This is a genomic window from Pseudoalteromonas distincta (genome assembly GCF_005877035.1).
Lineage (GTDB): Bacteria > Pseudomonadota > Gammaproteobacteria > Enterobacterales > Alteromonadaceae > Pseudoalteromonas > Pseudoalteromonas distincta.
In genome coordinates this window covers 3,424,565-3,440,830 of the sequence record NZ_CP040558.1, presented here as the reverse complement: position 1 = coordinate 3,440,830, position 16,266 = coordinate 3,424,565, and the positions used below count along the sequence as shown (strand labels likewise).

General features: G+C 39.8%; 15 protein-coding genes. All 15 read left to right on the top strand.

All coding sequences use genetic code 11. From position 1 onward, the window contains the following. Window position 1: 1 nt before the first annotated feature. The 15 genes from yidC to atpD all read left to right on the top strand — a co-directional run bounded on the left by yidC (window position 2) and on the right by atpD (window position 16,265). Complete coding sequence (gene yidC / locus FFU37_RS15425; protein ID WP_024597181.1) at window positions 2–1,639, top strand: membrane protein insertase YidC; 1,638 nt, start codon at window positions 2–4, stop codon at window positions 1,637–1,639. 395 nt (window positions 1,640–2,034) lie between these two features. Continuing rightward, complete coding sequence (mnmE, locus tag FFU37_RS15420; RefSeq protein ID WP_138489858.1) at window positions 2,035–3,399, top strand: tRNA uridine-5-carboxymethylaminomethyl(34) synthesis GTPase MnmE; 1,365 nt, start codon at window positions 2,035–2,037, stop codon at window positions 3,397–3,399. A gap of 1,060 nt (window positions 3,400–4,459) precedes the next feature. Continuing rightward, the gene (mioC, locus tag FFU37_RS15415) at window positions 4,460–4,909 is read left to right on the top strand and encodes an FMN-binding protein MioC (RefSeq protein ID WP_024604761.1); all 450 of its coding nucleotides are present in this window, start codon (window positions 4,460–4,462) and stop codon (window positions 4,907–4,909) included. Between the two features lie 428 nt (window positions 4,910–5,337). Further along, window positions 5,338–7,227, top strand: a complete 1,890-nt coding sequence (gene mnmG, locus FFU37_RS15410; protein WP_138489857.1) for a tRNA uridine-5-carboxymethylaminomethyl(34) synthesis enzyme MnmG — start codon at window positions 5,338–5,340, stop codon at window positions 7,225–7,227. A 15-nt stretch (window positions 7,228–7,242) separates the two neighbouring features. Continuing rightward, window positions 7,243–7,863, top strand: coding sequence for a 16S rRNA (guanine(527)-N(7))-methyltransferase RsmG (gene rsmG / locus FFU37_RS15405; protein ID WP_004335232.1), 621 nt, complete (start codon window positions 7,243–7,245; stop codon window positions 7,861–7,863). 14 nt (window positions 7,864–7,877) lie between these two features. After that, window positions 7,878–8,663 carry a ParA family protein gene (locus FFU37_RS15400; protein ID WP_004335235.1) on the top strand — a complete coding sequence of 262 codons (786 nt, stop codon included), beginning with the start codon at window positions 7,878–7,880 and terminating at the stop codon, window positions 8,661–8,663. A 19-nt stretch (window positions 8,664–8,682) separates the two neighbouring features. After that, window positions 8,683–9,609, top strand: a complete 927-nt coding sequence (locus FFU37_RS15395; RefSeq protein WP_039488567.1) for a ParB/RepB/Spo0J family partition protein — start codon at window positions 8,683–8,685, stop codon at window positions 9,607–9,609. A 142-nt stretch (window positions 9,610–9,751) separates the two neighbouring features. Then, complete coding sequence (locus FFU37_RS15390) at window positions 9,752–10,132, top strand: ATP synthase subunit I (RefSeq protein ID WP_004335240.1); 381 nt, start codon at window positions 9,752–9,754, stop codon at window positions 10,130–10,132. Window positions 10,133–10,146: 14 nt separating this feature from the next. Then, window positions 10,147–11,004 (top strand): F0F1 ATP synthase subunit A, encoded by an 858-nt coding sequence (atpB, locus tag FFU37_RS15385; RefSeq protein ID WP_024597178.1) that lies wholly within the window; start codon window positions 10,147–10,149, stop codon window positions 11,002–11,004. A 60-nt stretch (window positions 11,005–11,064) separates the two neighbouring features. Continuing rightward, window positions 11,065–11,307 (top strand): F0F1 ATP synthase subunit C, encoded by a 243-nt coding sequence (gene atpE, locus FFU37_RS15380; RefSeq protein ID WP_008112128.1) that lies wholly within the window; start codon window positions 11,065–11,067, stop codon window positions 11,305–11,307. 41 nt (window positions 11,308–11,348) lie between these two features. Continuing rightward, the gene (atpF, locus tag FFU37_RS15375; RefSeq protein ID WP_004335264.1) at window positions 11,349–11,819 is read left to right on the top strand and encodes a F0F1 ATP synthase subunit B; all 471 of its coding nucleotides are present in this window, start codon (window positions 11,349–11,351) and stop codon (window positions 11,817–11,819) included. A 16-nt stretch (window positions 11,820–11,835) separates the two neighbouring features. After that, window positions 11,836–12,369 (top strand): F0F1 ATP synthase subunit delta, encoded by a 534-nt coding sequence (atpH, locus tag FFU37_RS15370; RefSeq protein WP_004335267.1) that lies wholly within the window; start codon window positions 11,836–11,838, stop codon window positions 12,367–12,369. A gap of 14 nt (window positions 12,370–12,383) precedes the next feature. Next, window positions 12,384–13,925: a F0F1 ATP synthase subunit alpha gene (gene atpA / locus FFU37_RS15365; protein ID WP_024597177.1), complete on the top strand. Its 1,542-nt coding sequence runs from the start codon at window positions 12,384–12,386 to the stop codon at window positions 13,923–13,925. A 60-nt stretch (window positions 13,926–13,985) separates the two neighbouring features. After that, complete coding sequence (gene atpG / locus FFU37_RS15360) at window positions 13,986–14,846, top strand: F0F1 ATP synthase subunit gamma (protein WP_024597176.1); 861 nt, start codon at window positions 13,986–13,988, stop codon at window positions 14,844–14,846. A gap of 33 nt (window positions 14,847–14,879) precedes the next feature. Continuing rightward, a complete protein-coding gene (gene atpD / locus FFU37_RS15355; protein WP_004335274.1) occupies window positions 14,880–16,265 on the top strand; it encodes a F0F1 ATP synthase subunit beta in 1,386 nt (461 codons plus the stop codon). Window position 16,266: the final 1 nt, after the last annotated feature.

Here is a 16,266-nt window from a genome sequence, read left to right as displayed (position 1 = left end):
TATGGAATCGCAACGCACGTTTTTATTAATTGGCCTAATGCTAGTGTCGTTTTTATTGTTCCAAGAATGGGATAATGATTACAACAAGCCTAAAGCCGATCCAAGTGCCACAACACAAACACTACAAGCAAATTCACCAGAGTCGGATGATTATATTCCTTCATCGTCAGATTCAGGTTTACCCGCTTCAGCAACTTTAGCTAAACGTTCAGTTATTGAAATCACAACTGACGTTTTTAAAGTTAAAATTGACACCAAAGGCGGTGACATTGTTGAAACAGACCTTCTTCAATACGAAGAAACTAAAGGAAGTGAAACACCTTATATGCTTCTTGGTCAGCTTGATAGTGGCAAACAATACTTTTCACAAAGTGGCTTAATTGGCTTAAATGGCCCTGACGCGTCAGCTAACGGTCGCCCTACTTATAGTACCGAACAAAAATCATATACCTTAACGGGTGATGAGCTTCGCGTTCCACTTCAGTTTACTGATAGTAATGGTGTTAGTTTTACTAAAACATACGTATTCAAAAAAGGTCAGTATGACGTAGGCTTAGAATACAAAATCAACAACACTACCAGCGCACCTCTTCAAGTACAGCTATACACGCAAATTAAGCGTACCGTACAAGAAAAAGGTAGCATGGTTGATCAAAACTATTTAGGTGCTGCATACGGTACTGACGAAGAACCATACGAAAAGTATAGTTTTTCAGATATGGCTGATAAAAACCTAAACAAAAACACGCAAGGTGGTTATGTTGCATTTATACAACATTACTTTGTAAGTGCTTGGGTTCCAATGCAGGATCAAACAAATACAATTTATAGCTTAATTACAAAAAGTAATGCCGCTATTATTGGTGCTAAAGATCCCGCTGTAAATATTCAAGCTGGTAGTGAGCAAACACTAACTGCTACTTATTATATGGGTCCGAAAGAGTCAGATATTCTTGAAGCGATTCACCCAGACTTAGACTTAACTGTAGATTACGGTTGGTTATGGTTTATTTCGCAACCTTTATTTGTATTGCTAAAATGGCTACATAGCATTTTAGGTAACTGGGGTGTAGCAATTATTGCCATCACTATTATCGTTAAATCGTTAATGTACCCACTTACTAAAGCGCAATACACTTCAATGGCAAAAATGCGTGCGCTACAGCCTAAAATGGCAGCTCTTAAAGAAAAGTTTGGTGACGACCGTCAAAAGTTCGGCCAAGCAACTATGGAAATGTACAAAAAAGAAAAAGTTAACCCAATGGGTGGCTGTTTCCCTATTTTGCTACAAATGCCAATTTTCTTAGCCTTGTTCTACGTATTCTTAGAGTCAACTGAACTTCGCCATGCTGAATTTATTTTTTGGTTAACAGACCTTTCTGCACAAGACCCGTACTACGTATTACCAATCTTATTTGGTGCGAGTATGTTTGTGACGCAAAAACTTCAGCCTATGACGGTAACTGATCCAATGCAGCAAAAAATGATGACCTTTATGCCGGTTATCTTCTCTGTATTCTTCTTATGGTTCCCATCGGGTTTAGTTCTTTACTGGTTAGTGTCTAACCTTATTTCTATTGTCCAGATGTTAATCATCTACCGTGGCATGGAAAAGAAAGGAATTAAAGTAAGAGGCTAGCGCCTATACCCAAGCCACATCAAGATGCAAAATTCAGCGTTTCACAGGGGCTTAAGATCAAGGCGTTACTTTGCAAGAATGGCAGTCCCTTTTAAAAAGTAAAAACGATGAAATTAAGTACCTGTGAAACGCCCAAAGGGTTGGTTTAAAAGCGATTTATACTGCGTTATTGATTTTAACAATAGAACTACTATTATTCTCAATCAATGCCTTGCCTAAATAGCTTTTAACTCCAACTGAAACTCGCATCTTGAGATGGCTTGGGTATATTACTTATATAAAGGCGACTTCGGTCGCCTTTTTTATTGCCTGTTTTTCACCAGAGTATTCGCGAGTGTTTATTTCATAGGTTACAATACCGCCATAAAGTTACTCATCGTTGGCAAATTAATAGCATGATCAATCAAGATACAATTGCAGCACAAGCAACTGCCCCCGGACGTGGTGGTGTTGGTATTATTCGCGTTTCAGGCAGCCTTGCTAAAAGTGTCGCCGAAAAAGTAGTAGGTAAAATTCCTAAAGTTCGCTACGCCGATTACGTGCCATTTAAAAGCCTAGCTGGCGAGCAACTTGACCAAGGTATTGCCATTTACTTTGCAGGTCCTAACTCATTTACTGGTGAAGACGTACTTGAATTACAAGGCCACGGCGGTCCTGTAGTACTTGATATGCTACTTAAAGAAATTAGTAAAATAGAGGGCGTTCGTTTAGCAAAGCCTGGTGAGTTTTCTGAGCGGGCATTTATAAATGACAAGCTTGATTTAACACAAGCAGAGGCCATCGCCGACTTAATTAATGCTACAAGCGAACAAGCTGCCAAAAGCGCCCTACAGTCTCTCCAAGGTGAATTTTCTAAACACATAGAAACGCTTGTAGAAAAAGTAATTCACTTACGTATGTATGTAGAAGCGGCAATAGATTTTCCTGATGAAGAAATTGATTTTTTATCAGACGGTAAGGTATCAGGCGACTTAGACGCCATTATTACCCAGCTTAATACCGTAACCAATCAAGCAAAACAAGGTAGCATCATGCGCGAAGGTATGCGTGTTGTTATTGCTGGTCGCCCAAATGCCGGTAAATCAAGCCTACTAAACGCCCTAGCCGGTCGTGAAGCTGCAATCGTAACAGAAATAGCCGGTACCACTCGCGACGTACTACGAGAGCATATACATATAGATGGTATGCCACTGCATATTATAGATACTGCAGGCCTACGAGAGAGCCCAGATAGAGTAGAACAAATAGGTATTGAGCGGGCGTGGGATGAAATAAACCAAGCCGATCGCGTTTTATTTATGCTTGATGGCACTGACACTATAGATACTGACCCGCATAAAATTTGGCCTGAATTTATGGCCAAATTACCAGAAGGTATGGGGGTTACGGTCATCAGAAATAAAGCTGATTTGTCGGGTGATATAGTCGGAATGGAGCAAGAGCAACAATACCCGGTCATCAGCTTAAGTGCTAAAAATGCTGACGGTATTGAACTTGTTCGCGAGCATCTAAAAGCCTGTATAGGCTTTCAAGGCGCAACAGAGGGTGGCTTTATGGCGCGCCGTCGCCACTTGGATGCGCTAGAGAGTGCTGCGTATCATTTAGAAACAGGTAAAACACAATTAGAAATGCACATTGCTGGTGAAATATTGGCTGAAGAACTGCGTTTAACACAGCAGTATTTAAACGAAATAACCGGTGAATTTACCTCAGACGACTTACTTGGCAAGATATTTAGCTCATTTTGTATTGGTAAATAAGCACCTTATTACAGATATATGTTTATTATAAGAGCACTTAGGTGCTCTTTTTTATGTAAAATATTCACTATAAAATATGTATTTATACCGTCAATCCCAGCCAGTTCTGGCAATAAAATCATACCCAAAGCGATAATTATTACCAGCTAGATTATGTAGATTAGACAGTGAAAAGAGCCTTTAAGTAAGGTATTAATAGCGCAAGTAACACCCATTTTAAGGTCAAAACCGATACATATTTCAAACAAAAATACGTTTTAAAATCGTTATCCTCCACACAAAAGTTAGTTATAAATAGCTTTTTTATAATTACCTAGCTCATAAAAACTGATGTTATTTGCTCAATTTAAGAGCTAAAACGTGAAGATCAACACTCTAAAAAACCAACTTTATACAACATATGAACAGACGATCACTGCGGCTTTTTAGTAAAATGACTCGAGATTTGAGTGCATCAAACTTTTGATCTACTAATCCACCAGCAAAATACATAAAAAAAGCAGCTATAAATACGCATTAAATTAAATATATTGAGATCACTTATCCACAAAACCTAATTTTTAGCTCAAATAAATAGTAAATTGAGCCACCTCGCAGAGAAAAACCTAATGATCTATTAAAAATTATCTGTTTATAAGCTTATTTTTAATTAATTTCGTTAGATCAGCCCAATTAGATCATTTAATAAAATTATTTTCGATCTAAATTTAAGGTTATCAACAACCTTTATATCCACATTATGATCACCTTGTGCTTTTTATGCCTAGATTTATAATTAAGTCTTTCACTAAATAGTAATATCAATAACTTAGCGATTATTAAACAACCTAAAAGGTGTGTTTAAACAGAGCTTTCCCCACTGTTATCAACAACTTGATCAGAAGATTACATTTAAAGATATTTTGTTAAGCCTTATAATATCAACAACTTAAGGAGGCGCTTTCAAATAAGAGTAAAATTAGCACAAAAATAGTTATACAAAAAAGCACTCTTAACTTTACTGTTACTCACACTCAGTTATCATAGGCAGCAATTAAAACCAATGTGATCACTAATATTCATGAGTTCAGTAAATCTTATTGTTGGCAGCCAAATGGGATCAGCCGAGTATGTTGCAGAGCAACTAAGCGACGCGCTTAATAACCTTGGTATTACTACACAACTACATGATCAACCTGAATTTAGCGATATTGATCAGCAAAATACCATTTGGTTAATTTGCACATCTACTTATGGTGCAGGTGATTATCCTGAAAACTTTATTAGCTTTGTTGAAGATGTGACTCAAGCTAATGATTTATCAGAATTAAAATACTCAGTAATAGCTTTAGGTGATACCAGTTATGACACTTATAACCAAGCTGGACGTAATATAGATGCCTTATTATCTCAAAAAGGCGCTATAAAAGTAGCAGAACGCTTAGAGCTTAATATTCTCGATGAAGCACTACCAGAAGACACAGCATTAGCATGGTTAGACTCTTGGATAACCAAAACAGGCTTAAAATAGATAGATCAAGTAAAAAGTTATATATAAAGTTACCCACAATTTACTAATAATTTAATAGATTTTGTGGATAAAGATTGAATAAACTGCTTTTTAAAGCATGCTTATCCATGGGATAAGATCCAACTGATTCAGCCCTGTGCATAAGGTGCCTTTTTGATCAGAGCTTATTTGCTGGATGATCCGATCATATTAACACCTTTAGATCTGATCTAATTTCATGTTTTAAATGAAGATCTAAACCTTATCAACAGAAAAGCTGATCAGTAGTAGTAATAGTAATAAAAGATCTCTTTAAAAGATCCTTTATATTATTAGAGATCACATACTTAGATCTTGCTCTTTGTTTAATCATTTATCTTCTGCCAATTTCTAGGTAGAATACGCTCCCTTTTGAAGTTTACCGGTTTGATTTAAGTAGGATCCCATTAATGATTTTTCACGAAAATTTTGACGTTATCGTAGTAGGTGGTGGACATGCTGGCACTGAAGCCGCATTAGCAGCTGCCCGTATGGGGATGAATACCCTGCTACTGACTCACAATATGGATACCCTTGGTCAAATGTCTTGTAACCCAGCGATTGGTGGGATTGGCAAAGGTCATTTGGTAAAAGAAATTGATGCGCTTGGCGGTGCAATGGCACAGGCCATTGACAAAGGCGGGATCCAATTTCGCACACTAAACTCTTCAAAAGGACCTGCTGTTCGTGCAACTCGAGCACAAGCAGATCGCGCTTTGTACAAAGCAGCTATTCAAACAACATTACAAAATCAAGATAACCTTAAGATTTTTCAACAATCATGTGATGATCTTATTGTTGAAAACGATCGTGTTACTGGCGTAGTAACTCAAATGGGTTTACGTTTTAGTGCTCCAAGTGTTGTTTTAACCGTGGGTACTTTTTTAGGTGGCCAAATACATATTGGTTTAGAAAATTACAAAGGTGGTCGTGCTGGTGATCCACCATCAATTGCATTGGCTGAACGTTTACGCGAACACCCTTTTAGAGTAGATCGCTTAAAAACAGGCACTCCGCCACGTATTGATGCACGTACTGTTGATTTTACAAAAATGGAAGCACAACCTGGTGATATGCCAACACCTGTATTTTCATTTATGGGTAAACAATCAGATCACCCACAACAAATACCGTGTTACATCACTTACACAAACGAAAAAACACATGATGTTATTCGTAAAAACCTACATCGCTCACCTATGTACTCAGGTGTTATTGAAGGTATTGGTCCACGCTACTGCCCATCAATTGAAGATAAAATTGTACGTTTTGCGGATAAAGATAAGCACCAAATATTTGTTGAACCTGAAGGCTTAACATCATACGAATTATATCCAAATGGTATTTCTACTAGTTTACCGTTTGATGTACAACTTGAGATTGTGCAATCTATTTCTGGTTTTGAAAATGCACATATTTGTCGACCAGGCTATGCAATAGAATATGACTACTTTGATCCACGTGATTTAAAACAGTCTTTAGAAACAAAATTTATCGAAGGCTTATTTTTCGCGGGTCAAATTAACGGCACTACCGGTTATGAAGAAGCGGGTGCACAAGGCTTAATTGCAGGTATGAATGCTGCGTTAAAAGTGCAAGGTAAAGAATCTTGGACGCCACGTCGCGATGAAGCTTACGTCGGTGTATTAATTGACGACTTAGCAACACTGGGTACGAAAGAACCGTACCGTATGTTTACTAGCCGTGCCGAATACCGTTTATTACTTCGTGAAGATAATGCTGATATTCGTTTAACTGAAAAAGGCCGTGAACTAGGTTTAGTTAATGATGAACGCTGGCAGGCATTTAACGAAAAAATGGAAGTAATCGAAAAAGAGAAGCAACGCATTAAAGATACGTGGATTCATAAAGATCACGCCGTTGTAGATCAAGTAAATGCATTACTGAAAACACCGCTTACACGTGAAGCAAGTTTAGAAGAATTACTTCGTCGTCCAGAGATTCGTTATAACGATCTTATGGCTATTGACGGTTTAGGATCTGAATTTACAAACGTAGCAGCACTTGAACAAGTTGAGATCCATACTAAGTACGCAGGCTATATTGCGCGTCAACAAGATGAGATCAATAAGCAGCTTCGTCATGAGCAAACAATTTTACCAAAAGAGTTTGATTACAAAACTGTATCAGGTTTATCAAATGAGGTTGTTGCTAAGCTTATTGAGTCACGTCCAGACACTATTGGCCAAGCATCGCGTATTTCTGGTATCACCCCAGCAGCGATTTCGCTATTATTAGTGTATCTGAAGAAGCAAGGCTTATTACGCAAATCTGCGTAACGAGAAGGGTACATAGTGTTACAGCAACAATTAACTACATTGTTAGCGCAAACTGATATTGCGCTAACGGAAAAACAACAGCAACAGCTAGTTCGTTACGTCGAGTTATTAGATAAGTGGAATAAAGCTTATAATTTAACTTCGGTACGCTTACCTGAAGAAATGATGATTAAGCATATTATGGATAGTTTAGTTGTTGCACCTCACTTACCCGGTCATCATTATATTGATGTTGGCACAGGGCCTGGCCTTCCGGGTATTGTATTAGCGATTGCATTACCTAACACACAATTTGTGTTACTAGATAGTCTAGGTAAACGCGTTCGCTTTTTAATGCATGTTAAACATGAGCTTGGTCTTGATAACGTAACACCTGTTCAGTCAAGAGTTGAAGAATATCAGCCAAGTGTTAAATTAGATGGCGTACTCAGTCGTGCATTTGCTTCATTACAAGATATGGTTGACTGGTGTTCGCACTTAATTGATCATTCGGGTAAATTTATAGCGCTTAAAGGTGTGTTCCCTAGTGAAGAGCTAGAGTCATTACCTACTGGCGTTAAGTTTGAGCAAAAAATTGCATTAGAAGTACCTAAGTTAGATGCACAACGACATTTAATTATTCTTTCTAAAGACTAGGGATCAGAGACACCGTGGCAAAAGTCATCGCATTAGCAAATCAAAAAGGTGGAGTGGGTAAAACTACAACCGCTGTAAACCTCGCTGCGTCTATGGCTGCAACGAAACGTAAAGTGCTGTTAATTGATCTCGATCCGCAAGGCAATGCGACTATGGGAAGTGGCGTAGATAAGTACGGCGACGTACCAACTATTTACGACTTACTTATTGAAGATAAACCTATAGAAGACGTTATTATCAAAGAAACGTCTGGCGAATACCATATGATTGCTGCAAACGGTGATGTAACCGCTGCAGAAGTTAAATTGATGGAATTATTTGCCCGTGAAGTGCGTTTACGTAACGCACTTGAAAAAATTCAGGATCAGTACGAATTTATTTTTATCGACTGTCCACCCTCTTTAAATATGTTAACTGTTAACGCAATGGCCGCAGCTGATTCTATTTTAGTGCCTATGCAGTGTGAGTATTATGCACTTGAAGGGTTAACCGCATTAATGGATACGATTACGCAGCTTGCTAAGTTAGTAAACCCTAGCTTACAAATTGAAGGCATACTTCGTACTATGTACGATCCGCGTAACCGTTTAGCGAATGACGTATCAGAACAATTAAAACAACATTTTGGCGACAAAGTATACCGTACGGTGATCCCGCGTAATGTTCGTTTAGCAGAGGCACCTAGTTTTGGTACACCTGCTATGTATTATGACCGGGCATCAAGTGGCGCTAAAGCATATTTAGCACTCGCTGGTGAAATGTTACGTAGAAAAGAAAAAACAGCGTCCGTTGTCGCCTAACTTTGAGGTAAAAAATAACATGTCTGCTAAAAAACGAGGTTTAGGCCGAGGACTCGATGCACTTTTAAGTTCGTCAAAGCCTACACCGAGCGCAAGCAAGGAACAAGACACATCAAACGTGACTGAAGCTGTAAAAAATGCGGCTGGGCCAAATAACAGTGAATTACAAAAACTCCCAATCGAGTTTTTACACTCTGGTAAATATCAACCTCGTAAAGACATGTCCGAAGAGGCACTAGAAGAGCTTGCTAGTTCTATTCGCTCACAAGGTATTATTCAACCTATAGTCGTGCGCCCTATTGCACAAAATAGTTTTGAAATTATCGCCGGTGAGCGTCGTTGGCGTGCAGCGCAAATAGCTAAGCTTGAAACAGTACCTTGTATTATTAAAGACGTACCAGATGAAGCTGCAGTTGCTATTGCGCTAATAGAAAATATTCAACGTGAAGACTTAAATGCCATGGAAGAAGCGGTTGCGTTAAATCGCTTACTTAATGAATTTGAACTAACACATCAACAAGTAGCAGATGCGGTTGGCAAATCACGTACTACAGTAACTAACTTACTTCGTTTAAATAATTTAAACAGTGATGTAAAAATTCTGTTAGAGCATGGCGACATTGAAATGGGGCACGCTCGTTGTTTATTAGCCCTTGAGGGAGAAGCACAATCAGATGCTGCTCGTTTAGCTGTCGCTAAAGCACTAACTGTTCGTGAAACCGAAAAGTTAGTTCGTTCAATTTTAGAACCAGTGCCAGCTAAAGAAATAGCTGAAAAAGATCCAGATGTTAAACAGTTAGAGCAACAACTCGCTGAAAACCTAGGTGCCAAAGTAGAAATAAATTACAACAAAAAAGGCAAAGGTAAGCTTGTTATTTCTTATACTAATTTGGACGAACTTGACGGCATTTTAAATCGCATTAATCAAGACAATACCCACCATTAGTTTTCTACATGTCTAAAAAGGGACATTTGTAGCTATTTCGTGTTACAAAGCGTCTACTCAAGTTGCAAAACTGGCAGGATTAAGTATAATTTCGCCAGTTTTCACACCCTAACAATTAGAACGCAATAAAGGTTAACTAAACGTGACTGATAAGTTAGCGAGTCCATATCGACTTGCCGTATTAAAGTTAATTTGCCTTCAGGGTGTTGTAGCATTAGTTGCTGCTGTAATTATTTGTTTTAGTTCGGGAGTCAATGCCGCGCTTTCATCACTCGCTGGTGGAGTTGTCGCAGTACTTCCGCACTTTGTATTTGGTCTTTATGCATTCAGACATATGGGTGCAAGTCGAGCAAATCAAGCGTATGCCTCGTTGAAACGCGGCAACGGATTAAAATTTATGCTAACAATTGTATTGTTTGCGCTAGTACTGAAGCATTTTCCGGTAATTTTATTACCCTTTTTTAGTACTTATATACTGGCGCTCTTTACTGGATTGTTCGCACCCGTTTTTTTTAAACATTAACTTTGGGATATAACATGGCAGCAGAAGAAGTTACTCTATCTGGCCATATCCAGCACCATTTGACCAATGCTAAGATGTGTTCGACCGATACAGGTCTCGCCTTCAATAAAGCATGTACGGATAGTGGTTTCTGGACATGGCATATAGATACCCTCGCATGGTCTATCGGTTTAGGTCTTATATTTTTATGGATCTTTCGTAGTGCCGCTAAAAAATCAACACTAGGTGTACCTGGAAAATTTCAATGTTTCATTGAAATGGTAGTAGAGTTTGTTGGTGACAACGTACGTGATACTTTCCATGGTAAAAGCAAGCTTATTGCACCATTAGCATTAACAATATTCGTTTGGATATTTTTAATGAACTTAATGGATTTAATACCGGTTGACTTTTTACCTGCATTGGCTGGTTTTGTTGGTGAAACTGCGTTTGGTATGGATTCACACGATGTGTACATGAAAATTGTACCAACGACTGACATTAATATGACTGCAGCGCTAGCGCTGGGTGTATTTATTTTAATGATAGGCTACTCAATTAAAATAAAAGGAATCGGTGGTTTTATTAAAGAACTAACACTTCACCCGTTTAGTTCAAATAATACTGCACTACAAATCCTTTTAATCCCGTTTAACTTATTACTTGAACTGATTGCGCTGGTTTCTAAACCGTTTTCATTAGCGCTACGTCTGTTTGGTAACTTATATGCAGGTGAATTGATTTTCATCTTGATCGGCGCTATCGGATTTATGCAATTACCATTGCATTTTGTTTGGGCTGTATTCCACATCTTAGTAATTGTATTGCAAGCATTCGTATTTATGATGCTAACAATCGTATACCTAAGCATGGCTAGCTCAGATAATCACTAATTTTATATTTACAATTTTACTTTTACTTTTAACTTTACAATTGAAACTTTGGAGAAATAAATGGAAGCTTTAGAATTATTAAACGGCTTAAAATACATCGCAGTAGCTTTACTAATCGGTTTTGGTGCAATCGGCACTGCAATCGGTTTTGGTAACATGGGCGGTAAATTCCTTGAAGCATGTGCGCGTCAACCTGAGCTTGCACCTTCGCTACAAGTTAAGATGTTTATTCTTGCTGGTCTAATCGATGCTGTAGCAATGATTGGTGTTGGTATCGCTATGGTATTGTTGTTCGTACTTTAATTTTATTTTTTGAACAGCTTACTATTTAAGGAGGAGCGGTTGTGAACTTAAACGCCACTCTTATCGGTGAATTGATTGCGTTTACGGTGTTCGTATTATTTTGTATGAAATACGTATGGCCACCACTAAACGGTGCAATTGAAGCTCGCCAGAAAAAAATCGAAGATGGTTTAGCTGCCTCTGATAGAGCCGAAAAAGACTTAGAACTTGCGCAAAAGAAAGCTGCTGAACAGCTTAAAGATGCAAAAGCTCAAGCGGCTGATATCATTGATCAAGCTAAAAAGCGTGCAGTGCTAATTGTTGACGAAGAAACACTTCGTGGTCAGCAAGAGCGTGAAAGTATCATTGCTCAAGGGCACTCTGAAGTTGAGTCTGAACGTAATCGCATAACAGAAGAGCTACGTAAGCAAGTAGCAACTCTGGCAGTGATTGGTGCAGAACGTATTTTAGAGCGTGAAATTAATCAAGCCGCACATAGTGACATCGTTGAAAAACTTGTCGCTGAGCTGTAATTAGGAGGGTATGAGCATGTCTAATTTGACTACTATCGCTCGCCCATACGCTAAAGCGGCTTTTGAACTTGCCGTTGAGAAAGGCACTCTAGAAAGCTGGAATGATATGTTGTTCTTTGCAGGCCACGTAGCCAGCAATGAACAAGCATCATCTGCTTTAGCAGGTATGCCTACAGCTACTGCACAAGCTGAATTATTTATTCAACTTTGTGCTGAGCAGCTCAACGAACAAGGTCAGAACCTAGTTAAGGTGATGGCTGAAAATGGACGTTTGACAGCTCTACCTGACGTTGCTGAGTTATTTGCTGAATTTAAAGCAGAATACGATAAAGAAATCGAAGTAGATGTGATTTCTGCAACTCCTCTTGTTGCTGCGCAACAAGAGTCATTGGTAGCGGCACTTGAAAAACGTTTCGCACGCAAAGTTAAGCTGAATTGTAGTGAAGACGCGTCAGTGGTTGGTGGACTTATTATTAGGTCTGGCGACACTGTAATCGACGGTACTATTCGCGGTAAATTAAGCCGCTTAGCTACAACACTACAATCGTAATTGGGAAAAAGAGCATGCAACTTAATTCCACTGAAATTTCAGATCTGATCAAACAACGTATTGAGAAGTTCGAAGTTGTAAGTGAAGCTCGTAACGAAGGTACTATTGTATCTGTTACTGACGGTATCATCCGCATCCACGGTCTTGCTGACTGTATGCAAGGTGAAATGATTGAGCTTCCTGGCAGCCGTTATGCTATCGCACTAAACCTTGAGCGCGACTCAATTGGTGCAGTAGTAATGGGTCCGTACGCTGACCTTACTGAAGGCGTAAAAGTATATACAACTGGTCGTATTTTAGAAGTTCCTGTTGGTCCTGGTCTACTTGGTCGTGTTGTAAACACACTAGGTGCTCCGATCGATGGTAAAGGCGCTTTAGATAACGACGGGTTTGAACCTGTAGAAAAAATTGCACCAGGTGTAATCGAGCGTAAATCAGTAGATGAGCCAGTTCAAACTGGTTATAAATCTATCGATGCGATGATTCCAGTTGGTCGTGGTCAACGTGAACTTATCATCGGTGACCGTCAAACAGGTAAAACTGCACTAGCAATCGATGCAATCATCAATCAAAAAGACACAGGCGTTAAGTGTGTGTACGTTGCGATTGGTCAAAAAGCATCTACTATTGCAAACGTAGTTCGTAAATTAGAAGAGCATGGTGCACTAGCAAATACTATCGTAGTTGTTGCATCTGCTTCTGAATCTGCGGCACTTCAGTACTTAGCACCGTTCGCGGGCTGTACTATGGGTGAATACTTCCGTGACCGTGGTGAAAACGCATTAATCGTATATGATGATTTGTCTAAGCAAGCAGTTGCTTACCGTCAAATTTCATTACTACTTAAGCGTCCACCAGGCCGTGAAGCATACCCAGGTGACGTATTCTACCTTCACTCTCGTCTTTTAGAGCGTGCATCGCGTGTAAACGCAGATTACGTTGAAAAGTTCACTAATGGTGAAGTGAAAGGTAAAACTGGTTCATTGACGGCATTGCCAATCATTGAAACTCAAGGCGGCGACGTTTCTGCGTTCGTACCGACTAACGTTATCTCTATCACCGATGGTCAGATCTTCTTAGAAACTGACTTATTCAACTCAGGTATCCGTCCGGCAGTAAATGCTGGTATCTCGGTATCGCGTGTTGGTGGTGCTGCACAAACTAAAATCGTTAAGAAACTAGGTGGCGGTATTCGTCTAGCCTTAGCTCAGTACCGTGAATTAGCTGCGTTCTCGCAGTTCGCGTCTGACCTTGATGATGCTACTCGTGCTCAACTTGAGCATGGTGAGCGTGTAACAGAGCTAATGAAGCAGAAACAGTACGCGCCAATGTCTGTTGCTGAAATGTCTTTGTCGTTATTTGCTGCTGAAAAAGGCTTCCTTCAAGACATCGAAATTTCGAAAATCGGTGACTTTGAAGCAGCTTTACTTTCGTATGCAACTAGCACATACGCAGAGCTTGTGGCTCAAATCAATGAAACTGGTAACTTGAATGCCGAGATCGAAGCGCAGCTTAAAGAACTTCTTACGAAGTTCAAGTCTACGCAAACTTGGTAATTTAGTTATTAATGGTGCGCTTTAGGAAACTAAAGCACACCTTGATTCGGAGAGAGAGTCATGGCCAGCGGAAAAGAGATTAAAAGCAAGATCGGGAGTATTAAAAATACTCAAAAGATCACTAGCGCAATGGAAATGGTTGCTGCGTCTAAAATGAAAAGGGCGCAAGAACGCGTTGCTTCAAGCCGTCCATACGCTAATAAATTACGTGAAGTAATTGGTCGTGTTGCTCAAGCAAATCTTGATTTTACTCACCCGTTCTTAAAAGAACGTGAAGTGAAACGAGTTGGTTATATTGTTATCTCTACAGACCGTGGTCTGTGTGGCGGTTTAAACTCAAACGAGTTTAAGAAAGTTGCACTTGATGTTAAAGCGTGGAAAGAGAAAGGTGTTGATGCTGAATTTGCTACTTTAGGTAGTAAGGCAGCAGGCTTCTTTCAACGTTTTGGTGGTCAACTACTCGCTAAAAAAGCGGGCCTAGGAGATAAACCTTCAGTACAAGACGTTATTGGTCCTGTAAAAATTATGCTTGATGCATTTTCTGAAGGCAAAATAGACCGTTTATTCTTGGTATATAACAAATTCGTTAATACCATGAAGCAAGAGCCAATTATAGATCAGTTACTCCCTTTGCCAAAAGCTGAAGAAGAAGTATCTGCTCACACATGGGATTACTTATACGAGCCAAACCCAGAGGCTATTTTAGAGTCTTTGTTAGTACGCTTTATTGAGTCTCAAGCATACCAAGGTGTGGTAGAAAATGCTGCCTCAGAACAGGCTGCTCGTATGGTTGCAATGAAAGCTGCAACTGATAACGCAGGTGACCTTATGGACGAGCTACAGCTTGTTTATAACAAGGCTCGCCAAGCAGCAATCACACAAGAAATTAGTGAGATTTGTTCTGGCTCAGCAGCAGTTTAATGCTTCGGGTAAAGATTAACGAGAGGAATAGACATGAGTTTAGGTAAGGTCGTCCAAATTATCGGCGCCGTTGTGGATATTGAATTTCCACAAGATAGCGTGCCAGCGGTATACCACGCACTAAGAGTAACAGATGGCGATTTAGCTGGTTTGACTTTAGAAGTTCAACAACAGCTAGGTGGCGGTGTAGTGCGTACTATCGCTATGGGTACTACTGATGGTTTACGTCGTAGTGCTTTAGTTATGAATACAGGTGAATCGATTCAAGTTCCAGTTGGTAAAGCAACACTTGGTCGTATCATGAACGTACTTGGTGAGCCAATCGATGAAGCGGGTCCAATCGGCGAAGAAGACCGTATGTCTATTCACCGTGCAGCGCCTTCATACGAAGAGCAATCAAGTTCAGTTGAGCTTTTAGAAACTGGTATCAAGGTTATCGACCTTGTATGTCCGTTTGCTAAAGGTGGTAAAGTTGGTTTATTCGGTGGTGCCGGTGTTGGTAAAACTGTAAACATGATGGAACTTATCCGTAACATCGCAATCGAGCACAGCGGCTACTCAGTATTCGCAGGTGTTGGTGAGCGTACACGTGAGGGTAACGATTTCTACCATGAGATGAACGATTCAAACGTACTTGATAAAGTATCGCTTGTATACGGTCAGATGAACGAGCCTCCAGGTAACCGTTTACGCGTAGCGTTAACAGGCCTTACTATGGCTGAAAAGTTCCGTGATGAAGGTCGCGATGTGCTTTTCTTCGTAGATAATATCTACCGTTATACACTTGCTGGTACAGAAGTATCTGCACTTCTTGGTCGTATGCCATCAGCGGTAGGTTACCAGCCTACACTTGCTGAAGAAATGGGTGTGCTTCAAGAGCGTATCGCTTCAACTAAGACTGGTTCAATTACATCAATCCAAGCGGTATACGTACCTGCGGATGATTTAACAGATCCATCTCCAGCAACTACCTTTGCTCACTTAGACGCAACAGTAGTACTTTCACGTGATATCGCATCACTTGGTATCTACCCAGCGGTAGACCCACTTGATTCATCTTCACGTCAACTTGACCCACAAGTAATTGGTCAAGAGCACTACGATACAGCACGTGGCGTTCAAACAGTTCTTCAGCGTTACAAAGAACTTAAAGACATCATTGCAATCCTAGGTATGGACGAGCTTTCTGACGAAGATAAGCAACTTGTATCTCGTGCACGTAAAATCCAACGTTTCCTATCTCAGCCATTCTTCGTGGCAGAGGTGTTTACAGGCGCGTCAGGTAAATACGTATCACTGAAAGATACAATTGCTGGCTTCAAAGGCATTTTAAACGGCGAGTTTGATGAGCTTCCAGAGCAAGCGTTTTACATGGTTGGCTCTATCGAAGAAGCTCAAGAAAAAGCCAAAGGCATGTAAC